The following is a 15116-nucleotide window of genomic DNA, read 5'->3' as shown; positions in this document are numbered from 1 at the left end:
TCTCTGCCTCATAAAAACCTCTTATATTTACTATCTTATTTTTTTATCAATTCGCTTTAACAGGTATAACATCAGGTTTAGTAGTAACTCTACCAAATAAATTAGAACCGTAATTAAAAATACACCAATTAGATTAGCTTCTATATCTGTACTTATAATGATAAATACTTGAACATAAATAACGTTTAGTAAAAATAGAGCTGTATATTTAAACATTTTATTCCATATGTTATTAACGATTATTGCTCTATTTACTAAGGCTTCAAAAAAAGCAAGCAATATCACTCCAAAAACAATAAACAGAATAACAAATCTAATTTTATCCAAAGGATTATTTGTAAAATATGTTATTCCAGGTGTATGATTCAAAGAATATATGAATAGATAATAAATAGCAATAAAAGGAACAATTGCTATTATTAGTAATAAAATCATTATAACTGTTACAAAAATTACATTACCTAATTTTTTCATAAATATATCCACCAATATTATTCTACAATAGCATGAAGACAATGTCAGTCAGATTTTTTGCAACGTCTGACGGCATACCCAGTTCTTTCAATTTTGCTCTAAATGCGGATTTAGTAGCTTTCTCAACCTTTTCACATGCTTTAGCAATTTTAGCACTATATTTTCTAACTAATGCCGCCTTTGATTTTGATAGGGGTCTTACGAGAATTGATATCCCTTTTCCACCAATTCTAAATATATACCCTATATATCTTAAACCTTTTAAACCAATTCCGACTACTCCCCTAGATTGAACAGAATTTTTTGGCTGTGAGTTTTCTCTTACAAACTTTTGTGCCAGTTCTAAATCACTTAGGCCGAGACCCTCGTTTTCTTTTTTAAAAGAATCAATTGCTTTATCTAGTTTTCTTTTTTCTGATTTATCTAGTTGAAGCATTTTCTCTTCTTCCCTAGCTGCTTTTACAGACAATACCGAAGGACTTACTACACTCAATGCTAACCCCATACAACTAGTTACAATAAGACTTTTTATAACACTTTTTTTCATGCTGAATTCCTCTTTTCGTTGTTTTTGTTTTATTGCACCATGAGTATAGCATGAAATGTTTTTGTAAAACCAAAAATGTAATGAAATGTCTGATTCTTGTCGCGAATGATCAAAAATCTGTAGTTTCTCTATTTTTTTGAATCATATAGAGAATATTCAAATTTTAATTCTTTGGGTATAAAAACAACCCACTCAAAAGAGTAGGATAAAGATTCAGCTTTCACTTTAGATCATTCAGAATAACATAGCTCTAAAACCGATGATAATATTTCATATTTAATCATTTAGTTTTGGAACCATTCAGAATAACATAGCTCTAAAACAAATCCAAAGTGTCGCCGACAGCCGAGCCAGTTTTGGAACCATTCAGAATAACATAGCTCTAAAACCTCGGAAAGTTTTTCCGAAATTTCGTAATCGCGCCACTCGCCCTAGCTAGGCTCTCATCCTGATGATTCTCTTCCGATTCTAGCATCTTGTATCAATTCACAAAAGCTACTACTATTCCACGCATAAATTCATTTCCGCACTTACGTCTTCACTATCTTTCTTACTCATCATAAAACTTTAACGCTAAAAAAACAAGCTCCCCTGCATCACGCTCAAAAGCAAAAAACTCCCGAATCGCTTAACACCAAGCTTTCGGAAGTTTCAACAGCAGGTATCCTGTTTTAAAATATGGAGCTGGCGGGAGTCGAACCCGCGTCCAGAAATATCGGCACCCAAGCCTCTACGCGTGTAGTTGCAGTATTCGAATTTCGCTTGAAGCTCGGCCCCGCAACAGGCTTCCTTTCAGCTAGCTTGATTGATCTCTTCCTAAAGACTACAAACGGAAGCCTTTAGTCGTATCCCACTTCGAGTAAGACCCTTACCGTAGCACATGGGCGATGCACGGAGGATCAGCTTAAGCGGCTATTACGCTGCGAAAGCTAAAGATTTGTTTTCTTTGCCAGTTATTATTGGCTTTTGCGTTGTTAACGAGGACGACACCCCCGACGCGCAACCTGAGCTCGACCTATCCCTGTCGAATCCGTAACAGCCCCGAACTCATTAATTATACTAAAAGACTGCTTTAGTTTCAAGAAATGCCGGCGAATTTTTTTCTTGCCGCCCGCATGTTTCTCCTATACGAATTAGCGCTGCCTTTCCTTAAACGCCCGCTCAATATCACGTTTCGCTTCTTTCCGCTTCAAATCCTCGCGCTTATCATATTTCTTCTTACCCTTCGCAACGCCAATCAAGATCTTCGCATAACCATCCTTGATGTACATCTTAAGCGGCACAATCGAGTATCCCGCTTCCTTCGTCTCACCGATCAAACGGCTAATTTGCTTCTTATGCAGCAAAAGCTTTCGTGTCCGGAGCGGATCATGGTTAAAACGATTGCCCTGCTCGTAAGGACTAATGTGCATGTTGTGCAAAAATACCTCGCCACGGTCAACGCGTGCATAAGCATCCTTCAAATTCACACGCGCATTCCGAACCGATTTAATCTCCGTTCCCTGCAGAACAATCCCCGCCTCAAACGTCTCCTCAATCGAAAAATCATGACGAGCCTTCTTGTTCTGGGCGATGAGCTTTCCTTCACCCTTTGGCATCTAAAAATGCCTCCTTCCTATCTGCGTCTTTTCTTCTTCTTATTCTTCGGCTGGTTCCCTTTCGCTACACCTTCATAAAAAGCCTTCTTGCGTTTTTTCTTTTTCGGCTTCGTGTGCCATTCCTCATCAGAACCCGCTTCTCTTTTCGGTTTGTTACTTTCCTTCTCTTTATGCTTTTTGTTCACAGACTTATAACCGCGCGTCTTGTTGATAGGCTTTTTCTTCTGCCGACTTCCTTTCGCGCGCTCCGAATCCTTGCCTTCACTAAGAAGCTTAAAGTCAATCTCGCGACCATCCACATCCACTTTCGCCACTTCGACCTCAACCTCGTCACCGATCCGATAAACCTTCCCGGTGCGTTCGCCGATCATCGCTAGTAGATTTTGGTGGAATTGATAATAATCGCCCTTCATCGCACTAACATGCACTAAACCTTCAATCGTGTTTGGCAGTTCAATAAACAATCCAAAATTCGTCACCGAACTAATAATCCCTTGGAATTTCTCGCCAACCTTGTCGACCATAAATTCCGTTTTCTTCAGTTCATCCGTTTCACGTTCCGCATCGACCGCGCGACGTTCCATTTTCGAAGAATGCTCCGCAATTTCAGGAAGCTGTTCCGCCCGTTTCTCAAGCGTTTCAGGCCGTACATCTCCTTTAATCAAGTATTCCCGAATCAAGCGATGTACAATCAAATCTGGATAACGCCTAATCGGCGAAGTAAAGTGCGTATAAAAATCCGTCGCAAGCCCAAAGTGCCCCGCCGAAACCGTATCATATTTCGCTTGTTGCATCGAACGCAGCATCACCGTTGAAACCACCATTTCTTCCGGTTTCCCTTTCACTTCATCAAGCACTTGTTGAAGCGCAGCAGGGTGAATTTGATTGGCCGTTCCTTTCACGATGAGCCCAAAGTTCGTAATAAATTCAAAGAACCTTGCCAATTTGTCTTCCTTCGGATCTTCGTGAATCCGGTAAATAAATGGCACATCCATCCAGTGGAAGTGTTCCGCAACCGTTTCATTCGCCGCAAGCATGAATTCCTCAATTAAGCGCTCCCCAGCTGAACGTTCCCGCATCACAACTTCTTGCGGATGCCCCTCTTCATCAACAATCACACGTGCTTCTTTAGCGTCAAAGTCAATCGCGCCACGCTTTTCACGTTTTGCATGAAGACGCTTCGAAAGCTCAAGCATTTGGTCGAGCATCGGCACGATTTCCCGATATTTCTCACGCAGTTGTTCATCCCGATCCACAAGAATCGAGTTGACATCATCATAAGTCATCCGTTCCGTCGTCTTAATTACACTTTCAAAAATCTCATGATTCACAACGTGCCCATCCGCATCAATTTCCATCGTGCAGCTAAGCGTAAAACGATCCACTTGCGGATTAAGCGAACAAATCCCATTCGAAAGCTTATGCGGTAGCATCGGAATCACCCGGTCCACCAAATAAACACTCGTTCCGCGTTCAAAAGCTTCCTTATCAAGCGCCGAATCTTCCGTCACATAATACGAAACATCCGCAATATGAACACCCAGTTCAAAATTGCCATTCGGAAGTTCGCGCACCGTCACCGCATCATCAAGGTCCTTCGCGTCCGCACCGTCAATCGTGATAATCATTTGATCACGCAAATCGCGGCGTTCCCCGATATCCACACCCGAAAGATCACTTGGCGCTTCCGCCGCTTCTTTCATGACCTCTTCCGGGAAAGTCGACTGGATCCCGTATTTATGAATCACCGATAAAATATCCACGCCGGGGTCATTACGGTGCCCGATGATCATCTTGACAATTCCTCGTGCCCGCGTGTTACCATGCGGGTAAGCCGTAAGTTCCACAATCACCTTGTGCCCATCCACCGGCTTTAAGCCATCCTCAAGATCGACATCAATTTCGCCTGAAATACGCTTATCATCTGGAATCACAATCCCAGCTCCGGCAAGATCTTCCATATAAGTACCGACCACTTGCGCCGTTTTCCGCTCTACAATTTTTTCAATCACACCTTCCGCAAGGTTATCCCCCTTACGCTTCGTGATTTTCGCAAGCACGACATCATCATTCATCGCATCCCGCACTTCATTCGGCGGAATAAAAATATCATCCAAATCCTTATTTTCCGGCATCACAAACCCAAAACCGCGTTCATGCGCCCGAAACGTTCCTTGAATCAAATCCGTTTGTTCCGGAATCCGGTACCGATTTCGCTTCGTCCGAGCCACCGCTCCCTTGTCCTCAAGCCGTACAAGCGCCTTCACCATTTCCTTAAAACTTTCCGCATCTTCCGGCTTCAGGGCGAGCTCAAGTTCATCAAGCGAATAAGCCGTATCCTTGTGCTCCTTCAAAAAACTTAAAACAAGCTGCTCCATTTCTAATTCACTCACTCGGATCCCCTCCTTTCCATTTTCCTTATTCCTCTAAACTTGCCAGTCTAATCCGTCAAGAAACTGAAGGATATCGTCTTGCAAAATCTTTCGCTCCTTGTCGATCGTAATGACATGCCCAGAGTTCTCGTAATATTTGATGTGCTTTTCATTCGACTGCACCTCGTCATAGATCCACTTAGCGCCATCCACGTCCACCATATCATCTAGCCGACCTTGCACCACAAAAAGCGGCGCATAAATCATATCAATATCCTGCATCACCGAATTGATTTCATCTTTCAGCTTGGCAATTTGATCCGTGGATTTCCCTGCATAATCCTGCATCTCAAGCTCGATTGTCTCAGCAGATTTTCCTTCAAGCCGCTTATAATTGCGCACATAATCCATATACCCCGAAATGATCGGCGATGAACTATCCATTTTCGTCGGCGCACTCATTGACACAATCCCCTTAACAGGCTTCATGAAGCCCAGTTTTAGCGAGAAAAGCGCACCAAGCGATAATCCGCACACGGCAATTTCTTCATAGCCAAGATCCTCAAGATGCTTGTACGCATCAAGCACATCTTGCCACCAGTCACTCGGTCCCGTCTTTAAAAGTAAATCAGGCGAAACACCGTGTCCCTTATATTGTGGCGCATAAGCCGTGTAATCATTTTCCTGCAAAAATCTGCCAAGCATCCTAACATCGGCAGAACTCCCCGTAAATCCGTGCAACAGTAAAACTGCCCTTTTTCCCGTCTCAAATAAAAACGGTTTTGGCGGTGTGAATTTCATCTTTAAACGCTCCTTATGACATTGTTTCTATGTCTAGTGTACGAGAAAAACCGCCTCCCCGCAATCAAAAATGTTCCTTCTGTAAAAAAAGCGCCCTTTCAAAAAGGCCGCTTCCTCTTAGCTTTTGGCAAATCCAATCATCGTTCCGCCAACAATCACGAGAACGACGCCCAGTAATACAAACACCAATTCTTTTTTCGTTTTCTTTTCACCAAGAATCAAAATCCCGCCAAGTGTGGACAGGACAACACCCATTTGCGAAAGCGAAAACCCAGTTGCAACGCCAACCATTCGGTTTGAGAACAGTAACGCCAAGTTCCCCGTTGCCCACATCAGCCCCGGAATAATCGTCAAAAACGTTGCCTTCGTAAAACGTGGCTCATCTCGTCCGCCGATCGTGAAGATGAACGAAGCAACAACCATCCCAACAGCTTGCGGTAAAATCGCATCCCAGCCGCTAATATCAAAAAAGCGTGTTGTAACAACGTAACCGACATAACCAACCGAAGAAATCAGCAAGGTGATGATTCCTTTTTTCATATTCTGTTCCGAACTATCATCTTTGTATTGCTCATAGCTCGTCATAAAAATTCCAATAATAATCAAAGCAAGCGCACTAAAACCAAGAACTAATTTCGCAGTCGTTTCCCATTCATGAAACGCAAACACACCAAAAAGTGACGTCCCAACAAGTTGCATTCCCGTTGAAATCGGCATCGTCTTCGATACCCCAACTTGCGTAAATGCACGGAATTGATTCATTTGGCCTAAGCACCAAAATGCCCCCGATATAAAACTCGCAATTAAAATCGTTGCCGTGTAGTGCGGATCAGTAAATAAAAATACAAAAATAGCAAACAGTAACGCACCAAAAGCGGTTCCGATAATCTGCTGCTTTGGCTTGCCACCACTTTTCGCAACAGCAAGCGGCATCAGCCCCCACATCACCGCTGGAACAAGCGCAACCAAAATATTCATTCATCCATTCCTCCCACCAAGTTTCTTAAACCCACAAATATAATATATATCACGTTCTCAGCAAAAAAGAAAACCATTTGCCTTTTTAGACAAGAACACAGGTGAGATTTCCTCCAACTTACTTTCCCTTGCGGGCAGAACCCGTCCAAACAAAAAAGCATTCCTCTGCCACTTTTCTTAGACAGGAATGCTTTTCACATTCATTTATTCCGCTCTTACAGCTTTAGCTTTAATTAACAAAAAAGCCAAGTGTAACTAACAAAGCAAAGAAAATAATAGATAAAACGATTGTTGTCCGATGTAAAATCAGTTCTAATCCTCTTGCTTTTTGCTTCCCGAATAATTGTTCAGCCCCACCTGAAATTGCACCGGATAAACCATTGCTTTTCCCTGGTTGAAGAATGATCACTGCTACGAGAAGTACGGATACAATCACCAAAATGATCGTTAAAACTGTACTCATTGTTTTTCCTCCTAAAACCGTCCAATTTGACTAATTTTAATCTTATCATATTTCGAAGAAGCGCACAATAGCGGCTAGCGAAATACTTTGTTACAGTTTTGTGAAGATCAGACATCTTGCTCGCCAAGCGCTTTTAAAATCTGCTTCGTCATCGCGATAGAAATTTGTCCTGGAGCTGAATTTTCTTCTGCTGCCGCATAGGTAACGGCAGAACCCGAAAAGCGGCCTGAGAGCCTTGAAAGTACACCAAGCTCTCCCATTGCAATTGCAATAAATGGTACTTTCGCTTCTTGATTCATCACCGCTGCTGTATCAAGCAAAGCTAGCGTATCTGTTCCATCTTGCGGCATTACAGCAATTTTTGTAACATCAGCACCTAACGCTTCCATTCGCTTCAAGCGTTTTAATAACTCATCTTTAAGCGGCGTTTTCTTAAAATCATGACTGCTCATCACGACTTTGATCCCCGCTTGATGGGCTTCGCTAATTAATCGATTTACATGCCGTTCCTCATGAAATAGTTCCAAATCAATCAAGTCCACTTCTTTTGTTCGGATAATGGCTTGATTCAGTTCAAAATAGAAACTTTCTGTTATTTCCGTTTCGCCACCCTCAGCTTTCGATCGAAACGTAAATAGCAGCGGAAGCCCATTTAGAAATGGCTTAAATTCACGTAAAGCCCACTTCACCGTTTCCAGATCCATGACTTTTGCGAAATAATCTGCGCGCCATTCGACGAAATCAATTCCAAGACTTGCCGCAAGTTTCGCTTCGCGTTTTAAGTCCGCAATCGTTTTACCGACTAGCGGAACACAAATTTTTGGCTTTCCGCTTCCAATCTCCATTTGTTTTACTTTTACCGTTTCCATGTTTAGTCCCCCTGCTTAGAAGAAAATACTATGTGCGCTCACCGCTTGGTTAAAGAAATAGAGCCCTGCTTCGTTTCGTTCAATAAATGGAAGCAAGACGATGTAAGATTCAAACACATCGAACGGTGGCAATGCCTCCCGATATGCGGCACTCGCGATCGCCTCATATAATTCCTTAGCCGTGAAAAATTCTGGCAGAAAATCACTCATCTTCGTCGAAAGTAGCAATTCCCGTGTAATTTTTCCCATCGCATCGCTTAAAATCGTTTTATGGTCAAAGGCAAGTGGCAAATCGAAAGCTTGACTTACAGGAATCAAATCCACTTGTACCGCATCATCGCCTGCGACCCGTTCAAGCAATGCCTCAAGTGGCACAAACGCGTAGTGTGCGCGCGAAATGATCCAACCGCGCGGATCACGCCCCGGCTTATCATAGACGCCAAACGCCGTAAGTGGAATATCCGTTAGCCCCGTTTCTTCTTCAAGCTCACGAACCCCAGCTTGATACGCATCCTCATCCGGATTAACGAACCCGCCTGGAATCGCCCACTTACCGCCTTCCACATTGGGTTCTCCTTCCGCGTTTGTCTTTCTACGCTGAATCAAAAGTACATGCAATTTTTTCTCTTTCATTGCAAACAATAAAATATCACTCGTATAGCCATCTGGCGTCCGAAAAGCACTGGCCTTGTAGGCATTCAAAGCCTCTTCATTATTGACAAATTCTTCACCCATCGCCGCGCCTCATTTCTATAAAATTCGAATCCACATCTTTCTATCTATTTTATCATGTGCGGTATAAAAAAAATACCCATCTTTCGGAAGAAAAAAACGCCCTTCTCGCCAAAATGGGTAACTAAATCTTAATCAATAATTTGCTTGCCGTTATAAGAACCGTCCGGCGAAATCCGATGACTCATACGGTACTCGCCCGTTTCCTTGTCAAGAACAAGTCCCGGAACCGAAAGTCCCTTATGCGTCCGCCGTTTATTTTTCTTCGCCTTCGAAGTCCGTCTAGCAGGTACTGCCATAGTTTCGCACCTCCGTCTCAAAATACTTACTTATTGTACGTCAAGAACCCGCAAGTTGCAACCCCGTCACTTAAAGTTCATGCAAAAAATCCTTCAGCTCACGCCGTGGTTTCGGATCAGGCTTCTCTTCTGGAAGAAGCGTGAGCGGCAAAAGCCCCATCACCGTTTCCTCTTCGCCAATTTGAAGCGCCTCGCGGAACGCCGGTTGAAACAAAAATTTCGGCGTCCGCCAAATCGTACCAACTCCGCTTTCCCACGCCGCCAACTGCAAATTCTGAATAAAAGCACTCGTTGCCGCGACCGACTCAAAATCCTTCTTTGCATCTTGAAAGACAGCCGAAGTGACCATCAAAATGACAGGCGCCGTCAAGAACTTCCGCTCAAGCATTTCCTTCACTTGTCCAAGCGATGCCCCATCATTCTTGGCAGCAGCAACCGCCCGAACGAGTTTCTCTTTCTGTTCCGCATCTTCGATCAAATAAACGTGCCACGGCTCCACCTTGCTATGAAATGGCGCAAACGCCGCCAGTTCTATGATCTCTTCCACAAGCGACCGGTCAATCTTTCGACTTGAAATTTGCTTAACCGAGCGCCGCTCCACTATTACCCGTTTCAGCTCACTCATGCGCTGTCCCTCTATCGCTCAAAGGCACCACATGCCGCACCTGATACTGCGTAATTTTATTTTCAAGAATCCCCTTACGATCACGCTTTTGTTCCCGATAATCCTTCTTGCGGCCATGCGCCTTTTTAAACGCCTCGCTCTTCACCCATGCTTGCTGCGCCGCCGCACTTTCCCATTTACTCATCACCGTAAGCTCTTCATAGTCCGCATCCGGAAGATCCGTCTCCCAAAGCTCGAACCCAAGAAAGCCATCCACATTTTGAATATGCTGCGCTGCACCACCATGTCCGCCATCCGAACCCGTAAACTGGCGCACCACATGCTCTAATGCACCTTTTTCAACTCGAATCGTATTCGTTACAATAATCAATCAAAGTCCCCCTTAACCGTACTTTGTTCCCTTCGATTATATTGATAATGATTCTCATTGTCAATTAAAGTTCATCTTGCAACCATTCCATCAAAACCGTCACTTGATTTTCCGTTTCATTTTTCGCACCAAATAAAAGTGTCACATCGCCTTTCGCCAGTTCCTTTCTAAGCAACTCAATAAAACCCGGCACTGCCTCATTTTGCTTCAACTCTTCTAAGTAGCGAGCTTTAAAAGTCTCATAATCAATCTGTTCGGAGTGAAATGCTTTCCGCAAGTCATTCGTTGGCGCGATTTCCTTTTCCCAGTAATCGAGCTGTGCCTTTTCCTTCGAAATCCCTCTCGGCCAAAGGCGGTCCACAAGAATCCGACAACCGTCCCCTTCAGCTACGCCTTCATAAATCCGTTTCATTTTTAGCATGTTCATCACCTCACCTGTTATTTTCCCTGAGCTGGACAAAACTAACACTTTTTTTAATAAAAAAGAGCCTTCCAAAATACCCCGAAGACTCCATCCTTACAAACATTCCATTATTTCTCAAAAACCATTTCTGCAAACGGACCAAACTGATGAACCTCTTTCAATTCAAACCGTTTCACACCTTCTTTTTGCGTAAAAAGCGGAACCCCTTCGCCGAGCAAAACTGGCGCAACCTGCACATAAAGGACATCGACCATATCCTGATCAAGCAACTCCGCTAAAATCGTATTCCCGCCGACAATCCAAACCTTTTTATCTTGCGGGAAATTTTTCAACGTCTCCACTACATCGCCAGAAACCGGGATAAAATTTGCGACCGGTAAGCTCTCCGCGTGAGTAAAAACATAATTCTCCGTCGAATCATAAAACGATTCGACACCTTCCATGTCAGCAATCTCATCAAACGTTCTTTTCCCCATCACCGTAATATCCATATCCCGGTAAAAATCCGCATAACTCGTTTCTTCCGTCGTACCCGTTTCATACAGCCAATCAATTTTGTGATTTTTATCCGCCAAATAACCATCCATTGAAACGCATCCATAAAAATAAATTTTCATCGTCATTCCCCCTCCCCCTTTTTATACAGGAATCCGGATCCCCATTCAATAAAAAACTCTGCCATTTGAAAATCAAATGGCAGAGTCCTTTATCAACCTTGTTTACTCATCAGTTCAATCATGTCATCTACACTTGGATTTTTAGTAGTCAAGCCACCATCGACAACAATATTTTGACCTGTAATAAACTTAGAAGCATCCGAAGCTAGGAAAGCAATCGCGTTCCCAATATCTTCTGGTTCACCTTGGTAAGGAAGCGCATTAAATTTGCCTAAAATCTTGAGCACTTCAGGTGTCATATCACGTTTAGCCGTAGGCGTTAAAATGAGCCCCGGTGAAACTGTATTACAACGGATATTGGCAGAACCATATTGAGTCGCGATGTAGCGTGTCAAATTGATAACGCCCGCTTTAGAAGTTCCATAAGCCGTTCTACCGATGTCCCCAAGCATTCCAGATCCAGAAGCCGTATTCACAATGGAACCGCCACCATTTTTCTGCATATAAGGAATCGCTTCACGACTTCCAATCAGAACACTCTTCAAATTCGTTTTCATTGTTTGATCCCAGTAATCCAGATCAACATTTAAAACATCTAAATCTTTACTTGCAATAGTGACACCTACATTGTTGACAAGAATATCAATTGTTCCAAATTGATCAACAGTCGCTTTCACCGCAGCGCGAATAGATTCTTCATCATTCGCATCTAAAAAGATAGCGCTTGCAACGCCGCCTTCTTTTTCGATCATCGCTGCGGTTTCCTTTGCGCCTGCTTCATTATAATCAGCAAGCATTACTTTTGCGCCTTCTTTTGCTAAAGTTAGTGCAGCAGATTGACCAATCCCTATTGCCGATCCTGTAACTAAAGCAGCCTTTCCTTCTAATCCTAACATGTAAATACCCCCTAAAGATTATATCTTTTATTTGTTGCACTTCTATTATACTCAAATTTTAGTACTTTTGCTAGATTTGCTTCTTATTTATTCACAAAAAAACTGGACGCAAGCTTATCGAGCCCACGTCCAGTTTTTTTAAAATCCGTCCATTATCCGCTATGCGGCGGAAAACCGGAATATCCGTATTCTTGCCATAATTCCATTTTTCAAGTTGTTTCAAAGTCGCCATATCCTCACTCAACATTTCGAAATCACAATCCGCATTGTTCTTCCTATCTTTTCAACACAAGCAAAAGTTAAGACTTAGGGACTCTTCAATGTTACTTTAAAATTTGGACGGCTGCTTCGTTAGGCTTCACTTTTTTGCCAAGGACTTCTTCTGCTTTCTTTTCGAACAAACCACTAATTAAAATGGCTCCTACAACAATAAGAAATGTCCACCAAAAGCCTTCCAAATTAGCAAACACAGTGATGGCTCCAAAACCAAGGACGAAACTCGTTATTCCAACCGTCAAATACTGGATCGCTTTTTTTCTTTCCGCAGCTTTCGCACCAATTAACAGATTCTGCACATCTCGGTTCGTCACAATTCGGACAAGCTGATGCGGAAAATCCCCGCGTCTTAGTAGCACCAGCCCAAATACATGCAACGCACAAATCACTAAAATCACTAGAATTAAAAGGCCGTTCACACTTGCTTCACTCATGCTGTCATCTCTCTCCTTTTAAAAAAGTCCGCCTTCCCAAGAAAAGCGGACTTCGATCATTCCATTATTTAACCGCAGAAAATTCACGCATAATATCTAAAATACTTTGAATGTCTTTTGGAAACTCTGCATCTTTTCCCGTGCGATAATATTCCATATAACCTTCCAGACCTCTTTCAATCACCGTAAATTGTGCCGGATGTCTTTCGCGTTCCGTACACTTAATAACATGCGCTGAGAGATCTGAAGCATCTCTTTCACTGAAACCAAAAACATGAACCAGTGAAGCCACAAGACTTGCCTGAATCTCACTTCCGTCAGCATCCATTTCAGAACCGAGCATCGTGAGCAAACCAAATAAATAAGAAGTCACAACTTTTGACTCTAAATGGTCACTTTTTTCAGGATTAAATTTTAACGCTTCACAAAATCGTTCTGCACATTTTCTTGCTTCTGCAAAAAAAGATTTATTCAATTTTGGCACCCCTTTTTACGAATAAAAAAAACGAAACAAGCAGCCTTAAATAACTGCTTGAAGAGCCGTAATTCCTTTACGACAAGACCATTATAACACTTTTAAAAAGAGTTGCAAGGAAATTTTTTAAAGCGCGTAAAACCAATTAGACAGCAGGTTAAACCCTGCTGCCTAAAAGTCTTATATTTCTTGCCACGGGCCCCATTTTTCCGTCCCAGGAAGATTTCCTTTCGTCCACCATTTTGCTCGGTAGCTTTTCCCCTTATAGAAAACTAAGTCTCCTGCAGTATAAATTTGTGTTTCATCCCAAGCTTTAGGCTGTTCAGGCAGATTTCCCGGTTGTTCCGGAACCACTTCAAGCGTCTTTGCAGCAATCCGAGTTCCCGCAGAAATAAGCCCTGTTTCCCCCACAGCCTTCACTTCATAGTTATACGTAGTGCTCGCCTCGAGCTTCTCATCCAAATAGCCCAGCTCAGCTACCATCGCCACTAAAACGCCATTACGATAGACCGCAAACCGAACTCCTGATGCTTTATCCGGATAGCTCCAGCTAATTTGAATCGCATCCGAAGTAACCTTTGTTACTTTGCCATTTGTTGGCGCAACCGGAGGAAGGTTTTGAGCAGGCGTTTCTATTCCCATTTGAATATCGCCTTTATACATATTTCCTTCCGGGAAACGCTTATTCCCGGCCACAATCGCATTCGAATTTTTCCCAGCCGTCATGACGAAGCTATCCGCGTTATCCAAATAAAATTCGTTGTCGCTCACCTTGTTATTCTTGCCCCAGTTATCAATTTGATTTGACGACTGCACAGCCGCGACAATCTTGTCATTCCCTTGGCGGTATCCCTTATTACGACGAACGAGTGCCTCATTTCCCTTCAAGTCCAAAAAACTATCCGCGTAGTTCGCACCGCTAATTCCTGCTCCGTAAAATATATTATCCTCGATTATTGTTCCCGTCGTGCCTTCTTTCACATCAATGTGTTCCGCTGCAACATCAGGGCCAATCACGGTTTTACGAATGGTATTGTAGTCGGTGTTTGGCGCATAGGTTTTCCAACTTCCTTTGGCACTCCCCACATAAACGCCTTCCCCGTAATTGGGATTGGCAAGGCCCGTTCCTGAAATCGTGCTATTTTCGAGCAAATTATGACTGCTTCCATCTCGAAAATGCACGCCTTCCATCCCGATTTCGTAAACAGAAACATGATTCAGCTTCGAATAATGGCTATGATCGAGCATGATTCCTTTTTGCCCGTTTGTCACTTCTAAATCCGAAATAATCCAGTAATCCCCGGTAATCCGGAGCGTGTTTCCCGATGTTAATCGTTGTCCTTTTAAAATAGCAGGATGTTCTTTTGATTCACTGCGCATTTGAATGGGGGCGTCGCTTGTCCCACTTTGGTCGGAATTAAAATAAGACGATGAATGACCGCTATTCGTATTTCCCATTTTTCCTTCATAGGTCCCAGGTGCTAAGAGTATTTCGTCCCCCGGTAATGCAGTTTTCATCGCTTGTTGAAGTTCCTTTGTCGTTGCAACGCGTACCTCGCGCGCGAAAGCTTTATCCGTTAATCCAAGTAAAATGGCTACTACTAAAAATGCCCCAAAAGCCGTGTAGGCGTTTATCAAACGTTTCTTTTTTATCACTAATTTAATTCTCCTCTTTTTTTATTTTTCTTTATAACACGGCTTTTTAATCAGTGAACTTTCGCTGACTTTTTCTACCTTATTATAAATTCACTCCTGCATACTTTAGCGATAACTTTTTCTTTTCACCCGGGTTTGTTGTCAATCGAAATCGAAAAATGCACATCGCATACAAAGAACAATATAAAGGGATACATTCTGTTTGTAATT

Annotated in this window: 19 protein-coding genes and 1 other RNA gene; all 20 read right to left on the bottom strand. The window is 42.8% G+C overall.

The features are described from left to right. Window positions 1–30 precede the first annotated feature (30 nt). The gene (locus tag UR08_RS00535) at window positions 31–474 is read right to left on the bottom strand and encodes a hypothetical protein (RefSeq protein WP_115751727.1); all 444 of its coding nucleotides are present in this window, start codon (window positions 472–474) and stop codon (window positions 31–33) included. Window positions 475–496: 22 nt separating this feature from the next. Further along, window positions 497–1021, bottom strand: coding sequence for a hypothetical protein (locus UR08_RS00530; RefSeq protein ID WP_115751726.1), 525 nt, complete (start codon window positions 1019–1021; stop codon window positions 497–499). 676 nt (window positions 1022–1697) lie between these two features. After that, window positions 1698–2064: a transfer-messenger RNA gene (gene ssrA / locus UR08_RS00525) on the bottom strand. Window positions 2065–2154: 90 nt separating this feature from the next. Further along, complete coding sequence (gene smpB / locus UR08_RS00520; RefSeq protein ID WP_115751725.1) at window positions 2155–2619, bottom strand: SsrA-binding protein SmpB; 465 nt, start codon at window positions 2617–2619, stop codon at window positions 2155–2157. 17 nt (window positions 2620–2636) lie between these two features. Beyond that, a complete protein-coding gene (gene rnr / locus UR08_RS00515) occupies window positions 2637–4997 on the bottom strand; it encodes a ribonuclease R (protein WP_420812309.1) in 2361 nt (786 codons plus the stop codon). Between the two features lie 48 nt (window positions 4998–5045). Next, on the bottom strand, window positions 5046–5792 hold the full coding sequence (locus tag UR08_RS00510; protein ID WP_115751723.1) for an alpha/beta hydrolase: 747 nt from the start codon (window positions 5790–5792) through the stop codon (window positions 5046–5048). Window positions 5793–5909: 117 nt separating this feature from the next. Then, window positions 5910–6770: a GRP family sugar transporter gene (locus UR08_RS00505; protein ID WP_115751722.1), complete on the bottom strand. Its 861-nt coding sequence runs from the start codon at window positions 6768–6770 to the stop codon at window positions 5910–5912. A gap of 229 nt (window positions 6771–6999) precedes the next feature. Beyond that, window positions 7000–7233 carry a preprotein translocase subunit SecG gene (gene secG, locus UR08_RS00500; protein ID WP_115751721.1) on the bottom strand — a complete coding sequence of 78 codons (234 nt, stop codon included), beginning with the start codon at window positions 7231–7233 and terminating at the stop codon, window positions 7000–7002. A gap of 107 nt (window positions 7234–7340) precedes the next feature. Further along, the gene (gene aroD, locus UR08_RS00495) at window positions 7341–8102 is read right to left on the bottom strand and encodes a type I 3-dehydroquinate dehydratase (protein ID WP_115751720.1); all 762 of its coding nucleotides are present in this window, start codon (window positions 8100–8102) and stop codon (window positions 7341–7343) included. Between the two features lie 15 nt (window positions 8103–8117). After that, the gene (locus tag UR08_RS00490) at window positions 8118–8837 is read right to left on the bottom strand and encodes an NUDIX domain-containing protein (RefSeq protein WP_115751719.1); all 720 of its coding nucleotides are present in this window, start codon (window positions 8835–8837) and stop codon (window positions 8118–8120) included. 128 nt (window positions 8838–8965) lie between these two features. Next, window positions 8966–9133: a 50S ribosomal protein L32 gene (gene rpmF / locus UR08_RS00485; protein WP_115751718.1), complete on the bottom strand. Its 168-nt coding sequence runs from the start codon at window positions 9131–9133 to the stop codon at window positions 8966–8968. Window positions 9134–9203: 70 nt separating this feature from the next. After that, on the bottom strand, window positions 9204–9758 hold the full coding sequence (locus UR08_RS00480) for a nitroreductase family protein (protein WP_115751717.1): 555 nt from the start codon (window positions 9756–9758) through the stop codon (window positions 9204–9206). Next, complete coding sequence (gene isdG / locus UR08_RS00475) at window positions 9751–10128, bottom strand: heme oxygenase IsdG (RefSeq protein WP_115751716.1); 378 nt, start codon at window positions 10126–10128, stop codon at window positions 9751–9753. The genes UR08_RS00480 and isdG overlap by 8 nt, the downstream gene beginning before the upstream one ends. Window positions 10129–10192: 64 nt before the next feature. After that, window positions 10193–10549, bottom strand: a complete 357-nt coding sequence (locus UR08_RS00470) for a DUF488 domain-containing protein (protein ID WP_240616002.1) — start codon at window positions 10547–10549, stop codon at window positions 10193–10195. A gap of 110 nt (window positions 10550–10659) precedes the next feature. Beyond that, window positions 10660–11175 (bottom strand): dihydrofolate reductase family protein, encoded by a 516-nt coding sequence (locus tag UR08_RS00465; RefSeq protein WP_240616001.1) that lies wholly within the window; start codon window positions 11173–11175, stop codon window positions 10660–10662. 86 nt (window positions 11176–11261) lie between these two features. Next, the gene (locus UR08_RS00460; RefSeq protein ID WP_115751715.1) at window positions 11262–12065 is read right to left on the bottom strand and encodes an SDR family NAD(P)-dependent oxidoreductase; all 804 of its coding nucleotides are present in this window, start codon (window positions 12063–12065) and stop codon (window positions 11262–11264) included. Window positions 12066–12156: 91 nt separating this feature from the next. After that, on the bottom strand, window positions 12157–12297 hold the full coding sequence (locus UR08_RS12965) for a hypothetical protein (RefSeq protein WP_165849921.1): 141 nt from the start codon (window positions 12295–12297) through the stop codon (window positions 12157–12159). A 91-nt stretch (window positions 12298–12388) separates the two neighbouring features. Beyond that, window positions 12389–12775: a hypothetical protein gene (locus tag UR08_RS00455; RefSeq protein WP_115751714.1), complete on the bottom strand. Its 387-nt coding sequence runs from the start codon at window positions 12773–12775 to the stop codon at window positions 12389–12391. 64 nt (window positions 12776–12839) lie between these two features. Then, window positions 12840–13250, bottom strand: a complete 411-nt coding sequence (gene imm48, locus UR08_RS00450) for an Imm48 family immunity protein (protein WP_115751713.1) — start codon at window positions 13248–13250, stop codon at window positions 12840–12842. A 180-nt stretch (window positions 13251–13430) separates the two neighbouring features. Next, window positions 13431–14906 (bottom strand): carbohydrate-binding protein, encoded by a 1476-nt coding sequence (locus UR08_RS13190; protein ID WP_205757209.1) that lies wholly within the window; start codon window positions 14904–14906, stop codon window positions 13431–13433. Between the last annotated feature and the right edge of the window lie 210 nt (window positions 14907–15116).

The organism is Listeria kieliensis, from assembly GCF_003369925.1.
Classification (GTDB): Bacteria; Bacillota; Bacilli; order Lactobacillales; family Listeriaceae; genus Listeria; species Listeria kieliensis_A.
The sequence above is the reverse complement of the archived record's forward strand: the minus strand, read 5'-3'. Positions and strand labels throughout refer to the sequence as shown.

Excerpts from the sequence above, each read along its gene's own strand:
- smpB (WP_115751725.1), bottom strand. The coding sequence starts at position 2,619 with ATGCCAAAGGGTGAAGGAAAGCTCATCGCCCAGAACAAGAAGGCTCGT.
- rpmF (WP_115751718.1), bottom strand. The coding sequence starts at position 9,133 with ATGGCAGTACCTGCTAGACGGACTTCGAAGGCGAAGAAAAATAAACGG.
- UR08_RS00460 (WP_115751715.1), bottom strand. The coding sequence starts at position 12,065 with ATGTTAGGATTAGAAGGAAAGGCTGCTTTAGTTACAGGATCGGCAATA.
- UR08_RS00490 (WP_115751719.1), bottom strand. The coding sequence starts at position 8,837 with ATGGGTGAAGAATTTGTCAATAATGAAGAGGCTTTGAATGCCTACAAG.
- UR08_RS00530 (WP_115751726.1), bottom strand. The coding sequence starts at position 1,021 with ATGAAAAAAAGTGTTATAAAAAGTCTTATTGTAACTAGTTGTATGGGG.
- UR08_RS00510 (WP_115751723.1), bottom strand. The coding sequence starts at position 5,792 with ATGAAATTCACACCGCCAAAACCGTTTTTATTTGAGACGGGAAAAAGG.
- rnr (WP_420812309.1), bottom strand. The coding sequence starts at position 4,997 with ATGGAGCAGCTTGTTTTAAGTTTTTTGAAGGAGCACAAGGATACGGCT.
- UR08_RS00455 (WP_115751714.1), bottom strand. The coding sequence starts at position 12,775 with ATGAGTGAAGCAAGTGTGAACGGCCTTTTAATTCTAGTGATTTTAGTG.
- UR08_RS00480 (WP_115751717.1), bottom strand. The coding sequence starts at position 9,758 with ATGAGTGAGCTGAAACGGGTAATAGTGGAGCGGCGCTCGGTTAAGCAA.
- aroD (WP_115751720.1), bottom strand. The coding sequence starts at position 8,102 with ATGGAAACGGTAAAAGTAAAACAAATGGAGATTGGAAGCGGAAAGCCA.
- UR08_RS00470 (WP_240616002.1), bottom strand. The coding sequence starts at position 10,549 with ATGCTAAAAATGAAACGGATTTATGAAGGCGTAGCTGAAGGGGACGGT.
- UR08_RS12965 (WP_165849921.1), bottom strand. The coding sequence starts at position 12,297 with ATGGCGACTTTGAAACAACTTGAAAAATGGAATTATGGCAAGAATACG.
- UR08_RS00505 (WP_115751722.1), bottom strand. The coding sequence starts at position 6,770 with ATGAATATTTTGGTTGCGCTTGTTCCAGCGGTGATGTGGGGGCTGATG.
- secG (WP_115751721.1), bottom strand. The coding sequence starts at position 7,233 with ATGAGTACAGTTTTAACGATCATTTTGGTGATTGTATCCGTACTTCTC.
- UR08_RS00535 (WP_115751727.1), bottom strand. The coding sequence starts at position 474 with ATGAAAAAATTAGGTAATGTAATTTTTGTAACAGTTATAATGATTTTA.
- UR08_RS00465 (WP_240616001.1), bottom strand. The coding sequence starts at position 11,175 with ATGACGATGAAAATTTATTTTTATGGATGCGTTTCAATGGATGGTTAT.